23 protein-coding genes and 1 pseudogene are annotated in these 20157 nt (G+C 37.3%); 11 read left to right on the top strand and 13 right to left on the bottom strand.

All coding sequences use genetic code 11. From position 1 onward, the window contains the following. Positions 1-7 precede the first annotated feature (7 nt). Complete coding sequence (gene mazG, locus AC559H_RS18480) at positions 8-835, top strand: nucleoside triphosphate pyrophosphohydrolase (RefSeq protein ID WP_026795331.1); 828 nt, start codon at positions 8-10, stop codon at positions 833-835. 55 nt (positions 836-890) lie between these two features. Here mazG and AC559H_RS18485 read toward each other — a convergent pair whose 3' ends face one another. Both AC559H_RS18485 and AC559H_RS18490 read right to left on the bottom strand, forming a co-directional pair. Further along, positions 891-1337: an HNH endonuclease gene (locus tag AC559H_RS18485; protein WP_026795330.1), complete on the bottom strand. Its 447-nt coding sequence runs from the start codon at positions 1335-1337 to the stop codon at positions 891-893. Positions 1338-1359: 22 nt separating this feature from the next. Further along, entirely contained in the window at positions 1360-1626 is a 267-nt protein-coding gene (locus AC559H_RS18490; RefSeq protein ID WP_026795329.1) for a hypothetical protein, read from the bottom strand. A 130-nt stretch (positions 1627-1756) separates the two neighbouring features. Here AC559H_RS18490 and AC559H_RS18495 point away from each other — a divergent pair, with 130 nt between their 5' ends. Both AC559H_RS18495 and AC559H_RS18500 read left to right on the top strand, forming a co-directional pair. After that, complete coding sequence (locus AC559H_RS18495) at positions 1757-2023, top strand: DUF2281 domain-containing protein (protein ID WP_051319452.1); 267 nt, start codon at positions 1757-1759, stop codon at positions 2021-2023. Beyond that, on the top strand, positions 2023-2178 hold the full coding sequence (locus AC559H_RS18500; protein WP_148292255.1) for a PIN domain-containing protein: 156 nt from the start codon (positions 2023-2025) through the stop codon (positions 2176-2178). Before AC559H_RS18495 ends, AC559H_RS18500 begins: the two co-directional genes overlap by 1 nt. Before the next feature lie 114 nt (positions 2179-2292). On the opposite strand, the gene AC559H_RS18505 is transcribed toward AC559H_RS18500, so the two are convergent. Beyond that, complete coding sequence (locus tag AC559H_RS18505) at positions 2293-2871, bottom strand: DUF1036 domain-containing protein (protein ID WP_026795327.1); 579 nt, start codon at positions 2869-2871, stop codon at positions 2293-2295. Between the two features lie 214 nt (positions 2872-3085). Between AC559H_RS18505 and AC559H_RS18510 the strand changes: the two genes are divergently transcribed. Next, positions 3086-4465, top strand: coding sequence for a helix-turn-helix domain-containing protein (locus AC559H_RS18510; RefSeq protein WP_026795326.1), 1380 nt, complete (start codon positions 3086-3088; stop codon positions 4463-4465). A gap of 12 nt (positions 4466-4477) precedes the next feature. Here the strand turns inward: AC559H_RS18510 and AC559H_RS18515 are convergent, their stop codons facing one another. Next, positions 4478-4924, bottom strand: coding sequence for an HNH endonuclease (locus AC559H_RS18515; RefSeq protein ID WP_026795325.1), 447 nt, complete (start codon positions 4922-4924; stop codon positions 4478-4480). A 22-nt stretch (positions 4925-4946) separates the two neighbouring features. Beyond that, entirely contained in the window at positions 4947-5213 is a 267-nt protein-coding gene (locus AC559H_RS18520; protein WP_026795324.1) for a hypothetical protein, read from the bottom strand. A 195-nt stretch (positions 5214-5408) separates the two neighbouring features. On the opposite strand from AC559H_RS18520, the pseudogene AC559H_RS18525 reads away from it, so the two are divergent. The 3 genes and pseudogenes from AC559H_RS18525 to AC559H_RS18535 all read left to right on the top strand — a co-directional run. Next, a pseudogene (locus AC559H_RS18525) lies at positions 5409-5589 on the top strand (nucleoside triphosphate pyrophosphohydrolase); the annotation flags it as partial. A 147-nt stretch (positions 5590-5736) separates the two neighbouring features. Next, complete coding sequence (locus AC559H_RS18530; RefSeq protein WP_026795323.1) at positions 5737-6924, top strand: hypothetical protein; 1188 nt, start codon at positions 5737-5739, stop codon at positions 6922-6924. Between the two features lie 79 nt (positions 6925-7003). Next, positions 7004-7597, top strand: a complete 594-nt coding sequence (locus AC559H_RS18535) for a TIGR04376 family protein (RefSeq protein WP_026795322.1) — start codon at positions 7004-7006, stop codon at positions 7595-7597. A gap of 4 nt (positions 7598-7601) precedes the next feature. Here AC559H_RS18535 and AC559H_RS18540 read toward each other — a convergent pair whose 3' ends face one another. From AC559H_RS18540 to AC559H_RS18555, 4 genes are read right to left on the bottom strand one after another with little or no spacing between them, the layout of a single operon-like run. Next, positions 7602-8189, bottom strand: coding sequence for a Uma2 family endonuclease (locus AC559H_RS18540; protein ID WP_026795321.1), 588 nt, complete (start codon positions 8187-8189; stop codon positions 7602-7604). 40 nt (positions 8190-8229) lie between these two features. Then, complete coding sequence (locus AC559H_RS18545; protein ID WP_026795320.1) at positions 8230-8982, bottom strand: DUF8692 domain-containing protein; 753 nt, start codon at positions 8980-8982, stop codon at positions 8230-8232. Between the two features lie 41 nt (positions 8983-9023). Further along, positions 9024-10724, bottom strand: coding sequence for a glycosyltransferase family 39 protein (locus AC559H_RS18550; protein WP_026795319.1), 1701 nt, complete (start codon positions 10722-10724; stop codon positions 9024-9026). Positions 10725-10772: 48 nt separating this feature from the next. Next, positions 10773-12362: a hypothetical protein gene (locus tag AC559H_RS18555; protein WP_026795318.1), complete on the bottom strand. Its 1590-nt coding sequence runs from the start codon at positions 12360-12362 to the stop codon at positions 10773-10775. Between the two features lie 597 nt (positions 12363-12959). Here AC559H_RS18555 and AC559H_RS18560 point away from each other — a divergent pair. Next, positions 12960-13961, top strand: a complete 1002-nt coding sequence (locus tag AC559H_RS18560) for a pentapeptide repeat-containing protein (RefSeq protein WP_026795317.1) — start codon at positions 12960-12962, stop codon at positions 13959-13961. A gap of 175 nt (positions 13962-14136) precedes the next feature. Here AC559H_RS18560 and AC559H_RS18565 read toward each other — a convergent pair whose 3' ends face one another. Both AC559H_RS18565 and clpS read right to left on the bottom strand, forming a co-directional pair. Next, positions 14137-15006: a CPBP family intramembrane glutamic endopeptidase gene (locus tag AC559H_RS18565; protein WP_026795316.1), complete on the bottom strand. Its 870-nt coding sequence runs from the start codon at positions 15004-15006 to the stop codon at positions 14137-14139. Between the two features lie 26 nt (positions 15007-15032). Then, positions 15033-15314 (bottom strand): ATP-dependent Clp protease adapter ClpS, encoded by a 282-nt coding sequence (gene clpS / locus AC559H_RS18570; protein WP_026788081.1) that lies wholly within the window; start codon positions 15312-15314, stop codon positions 15033-15035. Between the two features lie 284 nt (positions 15315-15598). On the opposite strand from clpS, the gene AC559H_RS18575 reads away from it, so the two are divergent. Then, a complete protein-coding gene (locus tag AC559H_RS18575) occupies positions 15599-16117 on the top strand; it encodes a DUF3172 domain-containing protein (RefSeq protein WP_026788080.1) in 519 nt (172 codons plus the stop codon). 122 nt (positions 16118-16239) lie between these two features. Here AC559H_RS18575 and AC559H_RS18580 read toward each other — a convergent pair whose 3' ends face one another. Then, complete coding sequence (locus AC559H_RS18580) at positions 16240-16737, bottom strand: HNH endonuclease (protein WP_026788079.1); 498 nt, start codon at positions 16735-16737, stop codon at positions 16240-16242. Positions 16738-16810: 73 nt separating this feature from the next. Between AC559H_RS18580 and alr the strand changes: the two genes are divergently transcribed. Then, on the top strand, positions 16811-18016 hold the full coding sequence (gene alr / locus AC559H_RS18585) for an alanine racemase (RefSeq protein WP_026795315.1): 1206 nt from the start codon (positions 16811-16813) through the stop codon (positions 18014-18016). Between the two features lie 18 nt (positions 18017-18034). Beyond that, positions 18035-18955, top strand: coding sequence for a cation diffusion facilitator family transporter (locus AC559H_RS18590; RefSeq protein ID WP_026795314.1), 921 nt, complete (start codon positions 18035-18037; stop codon positions 18953-18955). Between the two features lie 82 nt (positions 18956-19037). On the opposite strand, the gene AC559H_RS18595 is transcribed toward AC559H_RS18590, so the two are convergent. After that, complete coding sequence (locus AC559H_RS18595) at positions 19038-20099, bottom strand: NAD(P)/FAD-dependent oxidoreductase (protein WP_036831187.1); 1062 nt, start codon at positions 20097-20099, stop codon at positions 19038-19040. Positions 20100-20157: the final 58 nt, after the last annotated feature.

Below are 20157 nucleotides of genomic sequence, written 5' to 3' on the forward strand. Positions count from 1 at the left end.
ATTTAAAATGAGTAATACCGAAAATATCACCCTGAATCCTACATTAATCGCTCTACAAAACTTAATTGATGTTGTTGCCAAATTGCGATCGCCAGAGGGGGGATGTCCTTGGGATTTGGAACAAACACCAGAAACTTTAGTACCCTATATTATCGAAGAAGCCTATGAGGTAGTAGACGCAATTCGTAGCGGGGATCAAAATGCGATCGCCGATGAATTAGGGGATTTACTATTACAAGTAATTTTACAAGCCCAAATTGCCGGGGAATCAAATCAATTTTCCTTAGAAGAAATTGCCAATAATATTACAGAAAAATTAATTCGTCGCCATCCTCATGTATTCGGGGAAGTGGAAGTTAATAGTGTCGAAGAAGTTAGGCAAAATTGGGAAGAAATCAAATCAAATGAGCGAGGAGAAACACCCGAAACTAAAACTTTTAGTGCTAAATTAAGCCGTTATGCGCGACAATTACCTCCATTAATTGCCGGAATGAAAATTTCTCAAAAAGCCGCATCTATCGGTTTTGAATGGGATAATATTGAGGGGGTTTGGGATAAATTTGAGGAAGAAGTTGCCGAATTTAAAGAAGCAATTCAAGGCACTGATAAGGAGCATCAACAAGCAGAATTAGGGGATATTTTATTTGTCTTAATTAATTTAGCCCGTTGGTATGATTTAGATCCCCATATTGGGTTACAGGAAACTAATCATCGTTTTATTAAACGGTTATCCAAGGTTGAGGAATATTGCGATCGCCCTTTATCAGAATACAGTTTAGAGGAATTAGATGCCCTCTGGCAACAAGCAAAAGCCATCCTAGCCCAGAAATTTTGAGGAATATGTAAGAACAAGAGGAGAAAAATCTAATGATTACTGATCTGTGTAATAATTATTCTGATGACATTTCATTAGCTAAAATTGGATCGTCACTGGGTGGATGTCTTTCTGCAATTAAATCAGCAGCACGAATATCAATAATTCTATTTCTATTTAATTCTAACAATTGTACAGTAGCACGTCCTATAGATGTTAAGCCAACAATGTAGAGTTTATCTTCTGACCAAATAAAGTGGTCTTTCCAATTATGTAAACGTGGATTAAATAAAGAAACTTCTAAATTCGATTCTGGATCATTAGCTGTAATTTTATTGGATTTTTTACGATTACAATGAAAACAAGCTAAAGCTAAATTATCAAGAGAGTTTGCGCCACTTTGATCAAGGGGAATAATATGATCAATCGTAAATTGAACATATTGCCATTTTTCTGAAGCATGACAATATTCACACAAATATTTTGCTCGTTTACGAACTTCTTGAGGAGTATTTTTATCCATAAATTAAAAATAATATTTTTCGTTAAATCTGAGTTAAATAAAGATTGCGAATCGTCCGATTTACCAAACTTAAATAATCATCTAATTCTTCATAAGCATCTAATTCTTTTTCTTCTTCAATAGTTAATAATACCTGCTTTTGTTTCTCAAGTAAAGTTTCAATTCTACTTTGAATCTTTTCAGAAGCACGAAAGATAGTAATTCCTTCTATTGAGGTAATGCTAATTATCCCTTCTAAGGAAAAATTTTCAGGTAAAGTTTCAAGTTTGGGTAAAGTTAAATTTTGCATGATTAAAACTGGATTCAATTGTATAACAATAGCTATCTGACTCTGTACTCCTTTAACCTATTATAGCATGGCATTCAAAATAATGCTATAATAGGTTAAATTTATCAATATTTATTTGTGGTAAGTTACTATGCCCTCTTTAGAAGTTCGTGAATTTGCCGAAAAAATTAACCAGTTATCCCTTGAGGATAAACAATGGTTATTACAACAATTAATGCAAGAAATTACTATTTCTAACAATTTTGAACTGAGCCCATCTAATTCTTTGACGAATGAGGTTAAAAAGACGTTTAATATTACTCCTGCTGTACAAAGAAAATTCGGGAGTGCAAAAGGTTTAATTTCAATGTCACCTGATTTTGATGAGCCCTTAGAAGATTTCAAGGATTATATGTAATGAAATATTTACTTGATACTCATACTTTAATCTGGTTTATTAGTGGTGATGAACAACTGAGCTTTTATGCCAAAGAATTAACAGGAAATAAAGAAACACAAAGACACGAAGACACCAAGAAAGAGATCAAGAGTAAACTTTGTTTAGAAATATAATAATGAAGGTTTTTACAGAGTTTTGCAAGACATTTATTGAGCGACTGTTCAACTATTTGTTTACTAAGCCACTCAATTAAGTTTTATTTGCTGAATTTTTTGTTTCATTAAAACCTAGCGGGCGGAACTACAAGAAAGCGATTGAGTGAAATCAACAAAACTTTCTCCCATATTTACTTTCTTAAAAGATAGATCTCGACCCTTAAGATTATCTTGAGCATCATTACCACTCCAAACTATTCCTTCTCCTCCGATAGACTCAGCGTAGTAGTAAAAGTTTCGGTTAATGTTTTGGTTGGCGAGCAGCGCTGTTTCGCCCGGTTCGAGCCTCCACCATCCTCTGGGTTCCCACTTTTCAGAAATGTACAACGCAACGCCTGACTCTGAACCGCTACCACCACCAGTATCAGCAGGAAAATATTGAAGAATTGCGACTTGTATGGGAACATTGCACTTGTTTTTGAAATAAATTGCAAACCAGTTTCTTTGTTCCTCATTGCCAGAATTTATAGCCGGGCCCACAACACCGCCATTCCTAGCAGGGTTCGTTGGGTCAAGACCACATCCAATTCTGCTGAAAATGTCACTGCCACATGGACGGGCTAGAATACTTTCCTGTTTACTGATAACAATTCCTGTGGCTGTTGTACAAGTTAAAACAACGAGTAAAATAGCTCTTTGTAGTGAATTCATCCTTACCATCCCTCTCAAGATAAATGAGATTGTTAATCTTTTAAGTTTCCCTACCTTTGATTCTATCAACTGAGCAATTTTACCTACAATCCCAAAATGTCTGATTAAATCGTGTCTTTTATTAATAAATATTTCTGATAAAATCTTGAATTGTCGTAAAATACCTGATTAAATCAAGGTATAATGTCTATAATTATTACTCTATCTGGCTTTTATGATAATTACAGATATTTTACAAATAGCTGATCACTTAGTTTTTTCACAAACAGGAAAACACCTAGATAATCTTCAAGAAGCAGTAATTAAAGGTGTATGGCAGAATCAAACTTATAGAGAAATAGCAGAAGAATGTAACCACAGTGAAGGTCGGGTTAGAGATGTGGGTTATAAGTTATGGGAAATTCTATCTCAACAATTAGGAGAAGATATTAATAAGTCTAATTTTAGGTCTACTTTTAAAAGATTAAATATAACATCCTCTCAAAATCAAAATATTTGTCAAAATGGTAATCATAATTTTAATTATAGTCCAGAAATTTTATATAATTCAAAGCAGAATAGTCAAGAAAAGTTAAATAATGCTTTATCTAAATCAGTTTATCACGATTTAACCTTAGCTCCCAAAATAATCAGTTTTTATAATAGACAGTCTGAACTTAAAGCCCTTTCTAGTTGGATATTAGATAATAATATTCGTTTGATTTCAGTTTTAGGATTATCTGGGATAGGGAAAACAACTTTAGTTAAAAGATGGGTTGATTTGAATTTAGATAAATTTGAGGTGATTATCTGGAAAAGTTTAAAATATCCCAAATCTTTAGAATTACTTATTGATGATTTATTGAATACTTGTAAGCAAGAATTAAAAGCAACTAGAGATGACAACTTAAAACAATTATTTGATGTTTTCACGGATAAAAAATGTTTGATTATCCTTGATGACGTTCATAATATTTTTACCCAGGGTGAATTTTCTGGACAATATCAAAGTGTTTATCAAGATTATCAAAACTTTTTTAAACTAATCACAGAAACAGAACATCAAAGTCATCTTATTTTAATTAGTCAAGAACAATGTGCAGAAATGGAATGTTTGGATGAGGAATTATATCCGATTAAATCTTTAAAATTATCCGGTTTAGAGGATGGGGAAATTTTGTCAGGGATAGGATTAAAACAAGATGCGGATAGCGGGTTGAAGTTGATTGAAAAATATCAAGGAAATCCGATGTATTTGAAAGATGTTGCTCTTTTAATTAAAGATGTTTTTGATGGGGATGTAGCTGAGTTTTTAGCTGAGGATAGTTTGGTAATTACTAAAGAAATGCGATCGCACTTTCAGCAATTATTCAACAGACTTTCACCCGTCGAAGAAAAAATTGTTTTAGAATTGAGCAAATTTGAGCAACCTGTTTCCAGAGAAGATTTAAGACAACATTTAGACTTGTCCTCAATGGACTTAATTAATGGTTTAAAATCTTTACAACAACGGTATTTAGTTGCTAAAATCAAAGGCGATACCATTTTGTTTAATTTATCTTGTCTTTTTCGGGAGTATGTGAGAACAATAGGAGAAAAATCTAATAATTACTGATCTGTGTAATAATTATTCTGATGACATTTCATTAGCTAAAATTGGATCGTCACTGGGTGGATGTCTTTCTGCAATTAAATCAGCAGCACGAATATCAATAATTCTATTTCTATTTAATTCTAACAATTGTACAGTAGCGCGTCCTATAGAGGTTAAGCCAATAATGTAGAGTTTATCTTTTGACCAAATAAAGTGATTTTTCCAATCATGTAAACGGGGGTTAAATAAAGAAACTTCTAAATTTGATTCTGGATCGGTAGCCGTAATTTTATTAGATTTTTTACGATTACAATGAAAACAAGCTAAAGCTAAATTATCAGGAGAATTTGCCCCACTTTGATCAAGGGGAATAATATGATCAATCGTAAATTGAACATATTGCCATTTTTCTGAAGCATGACAATATTCACACAAATATTTTGCTCGTTTACGAACTTCTTTAGGAGTATTTTTATCCATAAATTAAAAATAATATTTTTCGTTAAATCTGAGTTGAATAAAGATTGCGAATCGTCCGATTTACCAAACTTAAATAATCATCTAATTCTTCATAAGCATCTAATTCTTTTTCTTCTTCAAGAGTTAATACTGCTTTCTTTTGTCTCTCAAGTAAAGTTTCAATTCTACTTTGAATCTTTTCAGAAGCACGAAAGATAGTAATTCCTTCTATTAAGGTAATGCTAATTATCCCTTCTAAGGAAAAATTTTCAGGTAAAGTTTCAAGTTTGGGTAAAGTTAAATTTTGCATGATTAAAACTGGATTCAAGTATATAATAATAGCTATCTGACTCTGTACTTTTTTAACCTATTTTAGCATAACATTCAAAATAATGCTATAATAGGAGAAATTTATCAATATTTATTTGTGGTAAGTTATTATGCCATCTTTAGAAGTTCGTGAATTTGCCGAAAAAATTGACCAATTATCTTTTGAGGATAAACAGCAGAATTAGGGGATATTTTATTTGTCTTAATTAATTTAGCCCGTTGGTATGATTTAGATCCCCATATTGGGTTACAGGAAACTAATCATCGTTTTATTAAAAGGTTATCCAAGGTTGAGGAATATTGCGGTCGCCCTTTATCGGAATACAGTTTAGAGGAATTTAGACGCCCTCTGGTAACAAGCAAAAGCTATCCTAGCCCAGAAATAAAGTCTAATTTTTAGTTCAACAATGGGCTAAATGTCGGAAATGATATAAAAATATCAATACAATAGCTGTATCATCAATAAATCGAGGTTAAGGATTTACAGATAACAGGAGCGATCAATGCCTCAAGAAACAATGAGTAAAACCCGGTTGGAATTCTCCCAAGTGCCAATTGCCAAAGCACCAATATCGGTAGAAGCATGGGCCGATGAACTGATGGATGACCTTTTTTCTGATGTTGATCGGGCGATCGAGGGAAAATCTCGGCTACCCAAGGAAGCGGTCAAATCAGAATTTGTCTCCCTAAAATCGATTAAAGTCCCTCAAATTATTCTACCCCCGATGCCACGGGAGGAAGAAGAAGACAAAGACAAATTACGCGATGCGAGTGTTAAAAAGCCCTCTCCCTCGTTGGATCGGATTCTATTAATTGCGGCGTTTTCATCGCTATTTATCACACTATTATTATGGTTGGCGACCCGGGGAGGGCTAGGGCGTTTATTTGCCCCGGAACCTGTGGCGGTTGCCCCCGAACCCGTATTAGATGCCAAGACCAAAGCGGATATTCAATTTTCCAATTATATTGAGCGATCGCTAACCAATATTGAACAACAGAATCAACAAACAGGGTTAGGCTTGCCCCTATTACCTCCTCCCGTGGCCAATGCCACCCTACCGACCCTGCCCGTTCCTGGGACTCCGCCCGTGGCTCCCGTGGCTCCCGTGGCTCCCGTGGTGGATACCAATAACCTCGTCGCAGCCATTAACCGAGTGGCTGGAGCGATTCAAGATGCCTCTAATCAAACCGCATCTCTGTCTCAACAGGTGATGAAAAACTTGGCTAAGGGACAACAAACCCAGCCCCCCGCACCTGCTTCCGTTGCGGTTCCAGGTGGACGAGGTTCGGGTGCTGCTCCCGTAGCTCCTGCAAAAACAGGAGCTTCAACCCCCACAACCCAGGCTAAACCCGCTACACCCACCCAAGTTACTCCCGCAACTCCTCAAGTTCGGGAGGGAGTCCCGGCGGCAACTATTCCATTACCACCTCCATCTGCGGTGACGGAAACCCCCGCAGAACAGTCAACGGCGACAAACCCTACCCCAGCAACGGCCCATACTTTAGTGGGGATTTTGGAATTGGGCGATCGTTCGGCGGCTCTGTTTGAAATTAATGGAGTAGCCCGTCGGATTTATGTGGGTGAAACCATTGGTGCGAGTGGTTGGTCACTGGTGGAAGTGGTGAACCAGCAAGCCGTTATTCGTCGGAATGGGGAGGTTAAAACAATTTTTGTGGGACAACAGTTCTAAATCAGTTAATTCAGTTAATCCTGGGAGAGAGACGCGCCGTGGCACGTCTCTACTGTTCTTTTCTATTTAATATTTAATTATGGGTTTATTTGAAGATTTTAGTAATTTTTTTGAGACTCGGTTAGAGGAGTTTCTCAAGGATAATCCTCATTTAGAATTGCAAGCTTTAGAAGAACAGTTGCGGGAACAGGAGGAGGATACCTTAAAATTAATTGCTGAGTTGAACCGAGAGGAAAAAAAGCTACAAGCGGAAATTTTAGAAGTGGCTCAAGATGTCCAGAAATGGCATAAATGGGTGAAAAAAGCACAGGCGGCTAATCGTTTAGATTTAGTGGCGGCGGCTCAAGAGCGAGAGGCGGGATTTTTGCGCCAAGGGAATCAACTTTGGGGACAAATGCAAGGGGTTAAAGAACGGATTCAAAAATCTAAAGAACTCTATTATCAAGTTCAACAACGTCACAAAGAAGTTAAGGTTAAAGCCGCAGAAGTTGAAGCTAACCGTAGCAAATCAAAAGCTCAAGAAAACCCTCAAAATTCCAGGGAAACCCAGGGTTGGAATCAGAGTAAATCCTATGGTAGTTCTAATTCTTTTAATGATTCCTTAGAAGGGAAATTCAAACAATGGGAAATGGATGAAGAATTAGAACAGTTGAAACGGAATATGGGACGTTAGAATTTTATGTTTCTGAGGTTTCAAAGTTAACTTGTTCATAGAGATCGGTTAAATTGATGGAAAAGTCAAGGGTGCTTAATGTTAAAATAGAATCCACCGACTCATAAAAATTAACTTGCCATTTTCCCGTTTCTGTTTTTACAAATTGTTCAACAGAATATTGATATTGATCGATTAAAATATATTCTTGAAATTCGGGAATAGAACGATAATACTTGAATTTATCTCCGTGATCATAACTTCCCGTTGATTCAGATAAAATTTCTATAATTACTAAGGGGTTTAAAACCGTATCTTTGCGATTTTCATGATAAATAACATCCCCTTTAATCACCATTAAATCAGGATAGGTGTATAACCGATGTTCGGCCATCCATAGACGGACATCCCCAATAAATAATCTATATTTTTGACCTCTTAACGCTAGTTTGAGTTGAAAATAAGCATTTCCAGCAATTTGATTATGATTTGTTGTACCTCCACTCATGGGAATAATATCTCCATCTCGATATTCATGTTTAAATTCTGCGGTTTCTTCGAGTTTGAAATACTCCTCTTGAGAATAGAGGAGGGGTTTCACTTGCATAACCATATTATGCTCCTACCTAAATCATATCCTTTTATTATATAGCCTATTGTGGCAAAATTTTAATCTCAAGATTAATTTTTTCTTGCCATTCTTGAATATAAACTAACAGTCCATACATAAACACAATTACTCCCATCATTTCCATAATTTCTTCGACAATGGCTACTAATGAATAAATTAGACTTTGTTGATGGTAATAAAACGCCACCACACTCCCAACCATTTCCATAAATAAAGCTCCGCCAATATATAAAGATGCTGCTAAAATAAAATAATCACGGGTTTTTCGGGGAAGATGTAACCAAAATTTCCAATATTTACGCAGAAAAACTATGACTAAAATTATGCCTGGAATTACCCACATTGAACGTAAAAAAGGCGGTAAATTTAACCCTTTAGCAATATCAGGAATAATTAAAATTTCATGAATGGTAGCTACTTCATCAATAGCGAATAACCAAAAAATAATTGATAACCATTTCCATTGTTGGAAATAACGATATTTTACCGAAGAATTATCATTAGGATCAGTTAAGCTATTTTGTTGTTCAAGTTCAGCTTGTTTTGCAGAGGCGATCGCACCTAATAACCAAGCACAAAACGCTAACATAAATGCACTAAACCAAGTAGGTAAATTCATCTCTCGATCAACATTAAACATCGCTGTCCAATCTTTTCGATAATTAAATCCAAACCTACCAATTTGTATCAGAATACTGGTGAAAGTAAAAAATCCTACTCCCATTGTTAGGCGTTTAGCTAATTTTATCGGAGACAGGGTTAGAGATAATTGCATTTGAACTTATCCTATTTGATCAACCTCAAATCATAACCCAACTATCGACAATAATATCGTCGATATCGGTATCCATTAAATTTAGGTTGAGGACGGGGATCTTGTTGACACCGGAATTGACTAAAATCCGTATTATCTTTTAAATTCACCGCCCATAATTCAAAGGGACGTTGAACTTGAGTTAAAGCAGTTGTAAAAGTAGGGGAAGGAGTATCTGTTTTTTTTACTAACATAAATTCGGGTAACTTTTTAGCCTGCTGACGCTTAAATTCTAATCCTAATCCCATCAAAGATCGAGTTTCTGCGTGGGTTTGTTGAGTTGTAGCAATAATCACAGATGTTTTAGCTTGATTAATAATATAACTTGCTAAACGATCCGATCTTTGGGATTTTTGAAACCCATAATTTCCCGCAACCGTTAAAGCACCCAAACATCCCATTATTAAGGTGACAATCACAATTTTTTTGCCATTCGCTTGCAAAATAGGCGGAAGTGAAACCCAAGAATAATTAGTAAGTGTGGGATTTTTCCAAATTATACCTAATGCGGAACCCAAAATTAAAATAAACACAGGAAAGCTAACAAATTGATATCTAGCCGCCAGGGATACATCCTTTTGGAGTCCATAGATTAAAATTAAAAACAGTAAAATAATACTAATAAACACACCAGAAAAAATTTTAGTTTCTAGTTGAGTCTCGGAGGATTGAAGATTTAACCTAATTCCTTGAATTATACCCGGACTAATCCAAATAAAAACTGTTAATAGAATCACGGCTGAAATTATAGTTATAATTATCGGTGTTGCTTCGACGGGTAATAAAAATATTTGGGTAATTAACCAAGCAAATAACCGAAATAAAGGCTCTATAAATCCTAATCCCTTAAATTGAGTTTCTATCCAGTCTGTGAGTTGATCATTGGGAATACTTTGTAAAATTGGAATCCAAACTAATCCACTGATTAATGTTCCTAAAATTACTCCATAAATCCTCAGCCAAGATGGTCTAAATATGCCTAATTTATTTCGCCAATCCTTTAACCAAAATCCCCCTATAACTAACCCTGATGACCCTAATAACACAATAAAAAAATAGTGACTGGCTATTCCTAATCCATTCACAATAATCCAACCTATAACTTGAATCATAGATAAAGATTTTTCTCCCTCTAAACTTCTAATTGCCTTGACTAAATAGCCTAAAGATGCGATCATAAAAAGTATGGTTAATGTATAATGTCTCGCTTCCTGTGATAAATAAATTCCGTAGGGAGAAACCGCCATTAATCCGGCGGTAATTTGAGCAAAAATCAGCGACCTAAAGGCAAAATAACTTAAAATAAAAATAGCCGGAATTGATAAAACCCCTAAAATAGAACTGAGAGCACGCGCCACCGTTAAGGAAACTAATTCTCCCTGATTAGAAAATAAATTCATCCAGAAATGATTGATTAAAAAATATAAGGGGGGATGATTACTTTCAGTCAATAAATGATTAAGAATATCCGCAGGTTGACTAGAAGTTTCAAACCGCAAAGGCGATAATAAAATATCTGCTGAAATAATTTGATCTAAAGGAATAGTTTTTAGTCCGTGACCCAAACTAAATACTAAAGTAGAAATTTCAATACTGGATGCTGATTTATTTCCTAAACCCAGAAAGCGCAATAAAATTCCTAGTCCTACCCAAAATAATAGTAAACCAGGATGAAACCATCGGTTATTCGTTATTTTAATCACTGAAAATAATCCTCACACAAAGTAAACTCACATAATAAAAATTATCTCTTAAAACCGTCTTTCTAATTTCAAACATTGACCTGGAGTTAACTTTCTAATCTCATCTGTTACATCTAACCAGGGTTGTAATTGTCCCCGTTGAAATGTGCGACTTAGGGGAATATCCATGGAAGTTTGATCACAACCTATTCCGGCGGAAATCACCCCTCGCCAAGAATCAGCATATAATTCATCAATAATATGCCATTGATTTTTTTCCCAACGAAATCGCCGGGTAAATCTAAAGGGTGTATCTTGTTTTCCTAGAACAATTTTAGAACTATTTAACCTCTGAATTTGCTTTGAGAAAAACCCACCTAATATTAACATTAAAACTCGCATTAAAACTAATTTAAACGAAGATAATTGATTAGATTTAACCCAACTTAATCCTCCTTCAATTAAAATCTCATCCTGTTCGACATGAATTGTATAAGCACTCATTAAATGGGCTACAGCATTTTTAATTTGACGACCCTGACGAACCTTAAGGGAAAAATGAGTATCTGATAATAGCAGTTTATTTTCCCGAAATAGCTTAAAAACTCCGCCTTTATTTAAAGCTACATATAATTCAACATGGGGACGACGTTTAATTAAAATTTCTGCTTCCTTTAACCAAATACTTGCTACATCTCGCGCTAAAGGTTGGGGTCTTCCAGGGACAAAATCGCGCCAAGTAAGTAAATAATTCCAAACCTGATTTCCTAACGAATAATCATCCCCATAACAAGCGGATAACCCATTTTTAATTCCTTGTAAAAATCGGTCATTAATTCTTAACGCATCCGGTAGCCATTCCCCCACTAATTCAAACCCATAGGGAAAAAATTGATAGGTATTAAAACTACCATATTCCCCACCATGCGACCCATCGGGATGAATAAAATAGGCGGCTAATTCTACGGCTTTAATTAAGGACTCTTTTAACCGTAAATCCGATCTCAAATCATCTAATTGAGCTAAAAAAGAAATGGTTAAGCTATGATAACCTGGATCAAACGTATCACTTTCTTTAAACCATCCTTCCTGACTTTGTAAAGATAATAACCGTTCTAAACGAGAGGCTTTAATTCGATGCCATTTAGAGGTTTGTAACATTTGACCCAACCTTTCTAAACACAGAAGAATTAACGCTTCCTGACTGGCACTCTGACTAAATTTACAATAGGCTAACCCCTGGGCTTGATGTTCAAAACATTGTAGGGCTTCATAATTCATTAACCCCAATAAATGATAACTTTCTAAACCTGCAAATAGGGAAAAAGCCGTGGCACTCGTAGAATGTTCTAATGGGAAATTTTGATCACAAAAACCATCATTATAAACGCTATTAGTCTGGTAAATAATACCCGATTCTACCCAGGTTTTAATCGCAGGTTGTTGATAATAGGGATTATCAGAAATAGGTAGATCATAAACTAAAGCTAGGGGTAATACTAATTCTTGCATTCTCCCATTGGCAAAATCTTTAGTTTTATAATGCCAAAAATTTCGATCAAAACAGCCATAGGTTGGACTATGGGGATTTCTATCCAATAAGGTTAAAATTTTAGGAATTTGAGTTAAGGCTTCACGGGCAAATAAATCTTTACTCACGGTTAATAGTTGCTGTTAGTTGCACCAAACAAATCACCGCTATTGTACCAAAAAAGGCGCGATCGCTATCTTATTTTTCTGATTTCCTCAGTCTTCCAGACAATAAATTCTGAATCTACAGATAGTAAAATTACCTATAATTTCTAGGGTGGAAACTAGCCATGCTATTTTCGAGGATGGACGGGCTAATGTCCACTTCCCCCTTTCCCAAACCAGGGAAAATCTAAGAATTGAGATGTTTAAATCTTTCAAAAAGTTTACAAAAATTTATAAACCATTAAATTACAATTGTTATTGTATACTGATTAATAGAGACAAAATAAAACTGATATTGAACGAAAGCTAGATCGATTTGTGTAAAAATTTTAAGGGTGATCTCTGTCAAAGCGATCAAAATCGGAGTTCAAGTAATTTCAGTATTATTCCTAAAGTCACTAACTTTTTTCAAGAAAATATTGGATATTTAATAAATCTTAATCAGAACTAAGTGCATTAAAATTAAACCCTGATTAAGTCAAAAAATTATCATCAGCAAGTTTTCTGAAAAAAAGTTATTTTCTCTGAATTATTATTCAATTAGAGTTAGAGGATAATACCATGAAAAGCAGTGAAATTGTTGATCGATATCTTCGGGGAGAAAGGGATTTTCGAGGGTTAGATCTTGTAGCGGAGAATTTAATTGGAGTCACCCTCAATCAAGCCAACCTATCGAGTTCAAATTTAAAAGATGCTTCCCTAGCAAGAGCCTATTTAGAACGTTCTTTCTTCCTCAATACTAACTTGAACGGAGCATTTTTATATGGAACTAATTTAACCTATGCCAAAATGAAAGGCAGCCAATTAATTGAAGCCGATTTAACTAAAGCTAACCTCCAAGGTGCCCAATTAAATGGCGTCGATTTGACTAATGCAAAACTGAGTGGTGCGATTCTATTTTGTGTAAATTTATTTCGTGCCAATTTAACCGGAGTGAATTTATGTGGCGCGAACTTAAAGGGAATTAATCTCCGGTCTGCTAATTTAGAAAACGCCAATTTAAACTGGACAAATTTAACCGGAGCTAGATTAAGTGGGGCGAATTTAAGAGGGGCACAGTTAAACGGAGTCACCTTGAATGGTGCATTTCTGAATGGATTAGATTTAGAAGAAATTGATTTTAGTGGACTAGACCTGAATAATGTGAAATTGAGTGGGGCAAAATTGTCTGGTGTAAACTTCACGGGAACATCATTACAGGCTGCTCAAATGCGATTTTCCAATCTGGAAGGAGCAAATTTACAACAAGCAGATTTGCATGAAAGTGTATTAAGAGGAGCGCAATTTGTTCTAGTTAACTTAATGAAAGCTGACCTCCGCGATGCAGATTTGAGAAACGCAGATTTGAGTAAAGCTAATCTCAATTTAGCCGATTTATCCGGTGCAGATTTAACGGGTGCTAATCTTCAAGGCGCCTATTTGTGGGGAACAAATTTGGATGGAGCTTGTTTAGAAGGAACGAATTTAACAGGCGCCAGTTTGCGAAATGCCAAACTCAATGGAGTGGATTTACAAAATGCCATTTTGCATGGTGCAACGATGCCAGATGGTCAGGTTTATTAACCCTTGTTGTTGGGTGTTGTTGGGCTTTAGCCCTCCCATCTTGGAACTAAAGCCCAACAAAGATTTTTTAAAATGGTAATTTTCCTGATAAATTATTCACTGCTTACTGTTCCGGCGTTCCCTCCCCCCAAGCCCTGCGTGCACGGGGGGTTTGGGGGGGCTGTTCCGGTGTTCCCTATTTTAATTTTCTAAATAACGATTTATACCAGATAAAAATTCCAATTGCACTCAAACAAAATAACCCCATCACCCCCGCTAAGGGGTTTTTATCAATTCCGGTAATAGCCTCAGAAACCGTATCAGAATAATTAATTAATTGCCCAACATTAATTATATAATAACCCCAAACTAAACCCCCATGCAACCCCATGGGTAAACCCAACCAACCGGAGGGACTTAACCGCAAACTATTAGAAGAAGCCGGAAACCAAGCTAGTTTTGAGATAACTAATATTAATCCTAATAACACTAAACCAGGAAATTGTAAAGCAGTTCTTTGAATTTCTGCCAAGGGTTTAATAAAATGTAACCCCGCAAAAATTATACTATTAATTCCCAAAGCAATTTTAGGGTTATAATCCCGGTTTAGTTCATCTAACAACCATCCCCTAAAAAATAATTCTTCAGCAAAACCAATTCCAAGGGCAACTAAAAACCCTTCTAAAATAATGCTTAAAAAATTAGGGTTTGCAGGTTGCCATATTACCCAACCGAATATAGATTCGATTATAAATAATCCCATTAAACTGAATAATCCTAATAATAATCCTTTGAGATAATTTTGATAATTTTTAGGATTAAAAACTAAACCATAGCGAATTAGAGGACGAGATTCACGATAAATTAATTTTGCCCAGAAGTGAATTAAAATAATAAACTCGATATAGAGTAAAATTAACGTAATAATACTAACAAAATTGCGATCGCTAATAAAAAAATAAAAAGGTGCCGCCAAGGGTAGCCAAAGCAACACCAAAACCAGGAGAAAAATAACAATTCTCAGAAAAGCAGGATATTCCCTTAAAAATTCAAGATCGTATTTCAAACCAATTTCCCTATATTTTAGGAGGTTTATTCATCCGGTTCAATAGTGCTAATCAGTCCATGGGTTTTCAAGGTTTCGCAGTAAAATTCCGCGTGTTCTTGAGCGCAAGTAATCACCAAAGCCAGATTATTAGTATGGGCCTCCATCATAATACTCACCGCCTGGGGTTGAGTCAAACTGGGAACCGTTGTCATCAACACTTGGACAACATACTCCATGGAATTATAATCATCGTTATGTAGTAAAACCCGATAACGGGGAGCAATTTTTCTAACGGTGGCACTCTTTTGTACTGTCTCAACAGACACGGCTTTTTCTCCTTTTTGAAAAAATTAAAGGGTTGAGGGTGAACAGAATTTATAAATTATTAGACTGTACATAATAGTTTAATGAATCATTGCGATGGCGACAAGGTTACTGAATATTGGCGGTTGAAAGTTACGGAGCGAGTAGTGCGAGCGTCCTCGCTCGCTAACAACCAACAACACTAACCAACAACGCTAAAAACTCACAACCAACGGCCAAACGCGATAACATATCAGAAGGAATATACTCTACTCTAGTTTGAGTGTTTCAACCCTGTTGAGTTAATATGAGACGTAGAACCAAAATGGCACCTGCTAAACCTTCGCTATTTAATTACACGGCTTTAGCAGTAATTGGCGGGGTACTGATTTTAGGAATTGGGATTGGAATTGCGATCAGTTCCACCACCACCTTAAACCCATCCAACGTAGCCTCTAGCCAATTTATTGACCAAAATGCACCGAATACCGAAACCTGTATTAAATTTGGTGCCAGCGCGATGGTCACGGATTTGCGTGTCTTTGTCACCCTAAACCCCTTCAATGTCTATGTCACACAGCCCAAACTCCAACCAGGATGTGTTCTGCGTACCAGTAACTGGGCAATTTTAAAACAACGGAATCTGCTGAATAATGAACAAGAGCGAGATTGTAGACAACGAATGAATACCTTTGGATTTACGGGGGAATTAGAAAGTAATCCCACCATTAACTGTATTTATCAAAACGACGGTGCAGCTAACCTGTTTATTAATCAACCCGGAAGCATTCAAACCCCCGGTAGGTCAGAAACAGAACGATTTTAAATTGTTTAAAAAGGGAACAGGGAATGGGTAATAGGGAATAGGTAATGGGTAATGGGTAATGGGGAATAGAAAGAGTTTACCTCCCCTGCTTCCCCTGTCTCCCCATTCAACTGAATGCAAAATTAAAGACCAATTACATATTTTTGCCATTCTTTATTCATACCGCTTTTAACGTGCCGAGTCACCTCAAAATAGAGGCTGCTATGGGGTTTACGCGGTGTTATCCGCAAAATCATTCCGGCTTCTTTGGGGGTGCGGCTGCCCTTTCTGACATTACAGCAAACACAGGCTGAAACTAAATTTTCCCAGGTATCCCCGCCCCCGCGAGACCTTGGAATAACATGATCTAGGGTTAAATCCTCTCCGGTATGACCACAGTATTGACAAGAGTGGCTATCCCGGTGCAGTATATTCCTTCGGGTGAGGGGAATATCTTTATAGGGAACTCGAACATAGTGTCGCAGCCTAATCACGGTGGGCAAGGGAAAATCGGGAAGAAGGAATTTTCCATTATGCTCAACCTGTTCGGCTTTTTCTTTGAGTAATAAGACAACCGCCCGTCGCCAAGTCGTAATATTGAGAGGCTCATAGGAGGCGTTCAATACCAAAACACTACCCATTGGCTAGATTTTGCGATAAGATTTGACCGATATTAACACAGCTTAACCCCTTCAGGGGTTAAACGGCAAAAATATGGTTACTGGAAAATCTATTTCTATTGGAAACAGGACTTTGTTCAATTCGGAGATAGAAGTTGGGATTCGTCAACGGGCGTGGGTGGAAGTGGATTTAGGGGCGATCGCTGAAAATATCCGCCAGCTTAAAGGTTTATTATCTCCCCAAACAAAATTAATGGCGGTAGTCAAAGCCGACGCCTACGGACATGGGGCGGTTTCCGTGGCTAAAACCGTTTGTCAGGCGGGGGCTGAGTGGTTAGCCGTTGCCACCCTCCCAGAAGGGATAGAATTGCGAGAAGCCGGAATTAAGCAACCGATATTACTATTGGGGGCGATCCATACGGCCGAAGAAGTCCAAGCGATCGCCCATTGGCAACTGCAACCGACTTTATGCACACCTCAACAAGCATTATTATTTTCAGAAACTTTAAATAAATTAGATCAATCTTTAGCAGTTCAAATTAAGATTGATACCGGAATGTCACGGTTAGGAACTCCCTGGCAACAAGGGTTAGAATTTTTTAAATTAGTTCAACGATTACCTAATTTAGAATTAGCCGGAATTTATTCCCACTTTGCCACGGCCGATAGTCCCGATCTCACGGTGATGCGACAACAACATTATCGCTATGAAAATGTAATTAATGAAATCCGAGATCATTGGCAATCGGATGCTGATCCCCAATTTCCATTATTACATATTGCCAACTCCGCGGCAACATTAGCAGATCGGAATTTACATTATGATATGGTGCGAATTGGATTAAGTGTTTATGGTCTTTATCCTGCCACTCATTTAACCTCTGTAGTTACTTTAAAACCCGCTATGCAAATTAAAGCCAGGGTAACGCAAGTTAAAACCATTGAAGCCGGAACAGGAGTCAGTTATGGCTATCAATTTATTGCTAAAAAGCAAACTAAAATTGCCGTGATTGGCATTGGCTATGCCGATGGTATTCCTCGGAATCTTTCTAATAAAATTAAGGTTTTAATTCGAGGTCAATTAGTTTCTCAAATTGGCACAATTACCATGGATCAAATCATGTTAGATGTGAGTGAAATTCCAGATTTACAGGTCGGAGAAGTTGTTACATTATTAGGTGAAGATGGAGAATATTCGATTTCTGCCGATGATTGGGCGAATACTATTGGTACAATTTCTTATGAAATTCTTTGTGGATTTAAACATCGACTTCCCCGTGTTAATATTATGAATAAATAGTTATTTAGGATCTCCGTTGTGGTTCATCATCACTCCCATAGTCATTCCCATAGTCATACTCCAAAAACCTATACCCGGGCTTTTCAAATCGGTATTGGCTTAAATATTGGCTTTGTGTTGATTGAGGTCGCCTTTGGATTAACTAGCCAATCCCTGGCACTACTAGCCGATGCCGGACACAACCTAAGTGATGTTTTGGGGCTGTTACTGGCCTGGGGTGCTAGTTACCTGGCCCAGCTTCCGCCCAATCAAACCTATACCTATGGTTGGCGACGATCATCAATTTTAGCCGCCCTACTGAATGGAATTCTGCTCCTACTCGCGATGGGAGGCATTACCTGGGAAGCCCTGCGCCGACTCCAAGAACCCACTCCCGTGCCTGGTATGACCCTAATTTGGGTGGCTGGGGTGGGGGTCGTGATCAATACCCTGACCGCCCTCTTGTTTTTCTCTGGGGGTAAGAAAGACATTAATATTCGGGGTGCGTTTCTGCACATGGCCGCCGATGCCTTGGTTTCTCTGGGGGTGGTGTTCGCGGGCATAGCCATTTTACTCACAGGGTGGCTGTGGTTTGATCCCGCCATCAGTTTAGTGATTGTGGTCGTGATTGTGGTAGGGACTTGGAACCTACTGCGGGATGCCCTAGGATTAATTTTGGATCGGGTACCCAAGCACATCGAACCCCTAGCAGTACGGACTTTTCTGCAAGAGTTACCTGGGGTGGCACAAGTCCATGATCTTCATATTTGGGGCATGAGTACCACAGAAACAGCCCTGACAGCCCATTTGGTGATGCCCGAAGGCTGTCCAGGAGATAGCTTTTTAACCCATATCAGTGAGGAATTGCATCATCACTTTGACATCGACCATCCTACCCTACAAGTGGAAACTGGGGATCAGCAGTATCCTTGTCCCCTGGAGCCTGATCATATTGTTTAAGACCAACGATCACGGCGCAGCCTATTCCCTGTTCCCTGTTCTCGTTCGACAAGCTCACGACGCAGCCTGTTCCCTGTTCCCTTTAAATAGGTTGATTTTGTAACCAATTGGCGGCATCTATTCCCGATTTTAACGCTCCTTCAATTTGATTTCCGCCACACCAGTCCCCCGCAAAAACTAGGGGTAATTGAGTTGTATTGGTTAAATAAGAAACGCTTAAAGGTGTTCGACAAAAGGCATAACGCCAGCGATGAATTTGTATCCATTCAGGGGTATCTAACCAGAGTAATAAAGTATTTGCAGCTTGATCAATTAATTTTTTCCCGACGGCGTTTAAATCAGTTGTTTCTAAATATTGTTGAGCAAAAATACTATTACTTTGAATTACAAAAACAGGCTGGGTAGGATGCAAGCGTTTACTGCTATCTATTCCCACCCAAGCTAATATGGAATCATCGGAGAAATTCACCGCTTTCCAATTTAGAATATCTGGATTATGTTCTTTAGAATAACCTGCCATTACCGTAATACAAGGATCATACTCAACTGATTTTATCTGATTTAAAAAAATAGATTCAAACTCAATATCAGACGATTCTAATAACATCAAGGCTTGGGGGGCAGGAATAGCGATAACAAGAGATTTTGCCGTTACTATTTCAGGCAATTCTGGATTGTTTTTATCAGTTAATTCTATATGACATTGCCAATGATTTTCCCCTGTAATTGTCACAGATTCAACTCGACTATTCAACTGAATATTTAAGCCCTCAGCCATAATTTTTCCGACGGTATTCATGCCAGAAGGCATAATATAATAGGGTTGAGAAATAGTTTGAGGTTGGAGTTGATTTTGTTTAAACTCATAGAGGGTATTTGTCCAAACTTGTAATTTATTTTCTAAGACTTCCTGAGTTTGTAAATCTTGAATTAACTGTTGTAATAGTTCCCCCTTCGGTTCCAAATAACGCACCCCATGATCTGCGCGAGTTCCTGATACTCGTCGAGTCGCCATCCGTCCTCCCACACCCCTTGATTTATCTAAAACTATAACCTTATATCCGGCTTTTTGTAATTGTTGAGCGCAGGTTAAACCCGAAACTCCAGCACCAATAACGGCGACATCAAATATGATTGAATTCATTGGTATTGTTGAACTTTAGTTTCTTAGATTATAAGTGTATATTGCTAATTCCTGATAT

Origin of the sequence: Planktothrix prolifica NIVA-CYA 540, assembly GCF_963864145.1 — a bacterium.
GTDB classification, from domain to species: Bacteria; Cyanobacteriota; Cyanobacteriia; order Cyanobacteriales; family Microcoleaceae; genus Planktothrix; species Planktothrix agardhii.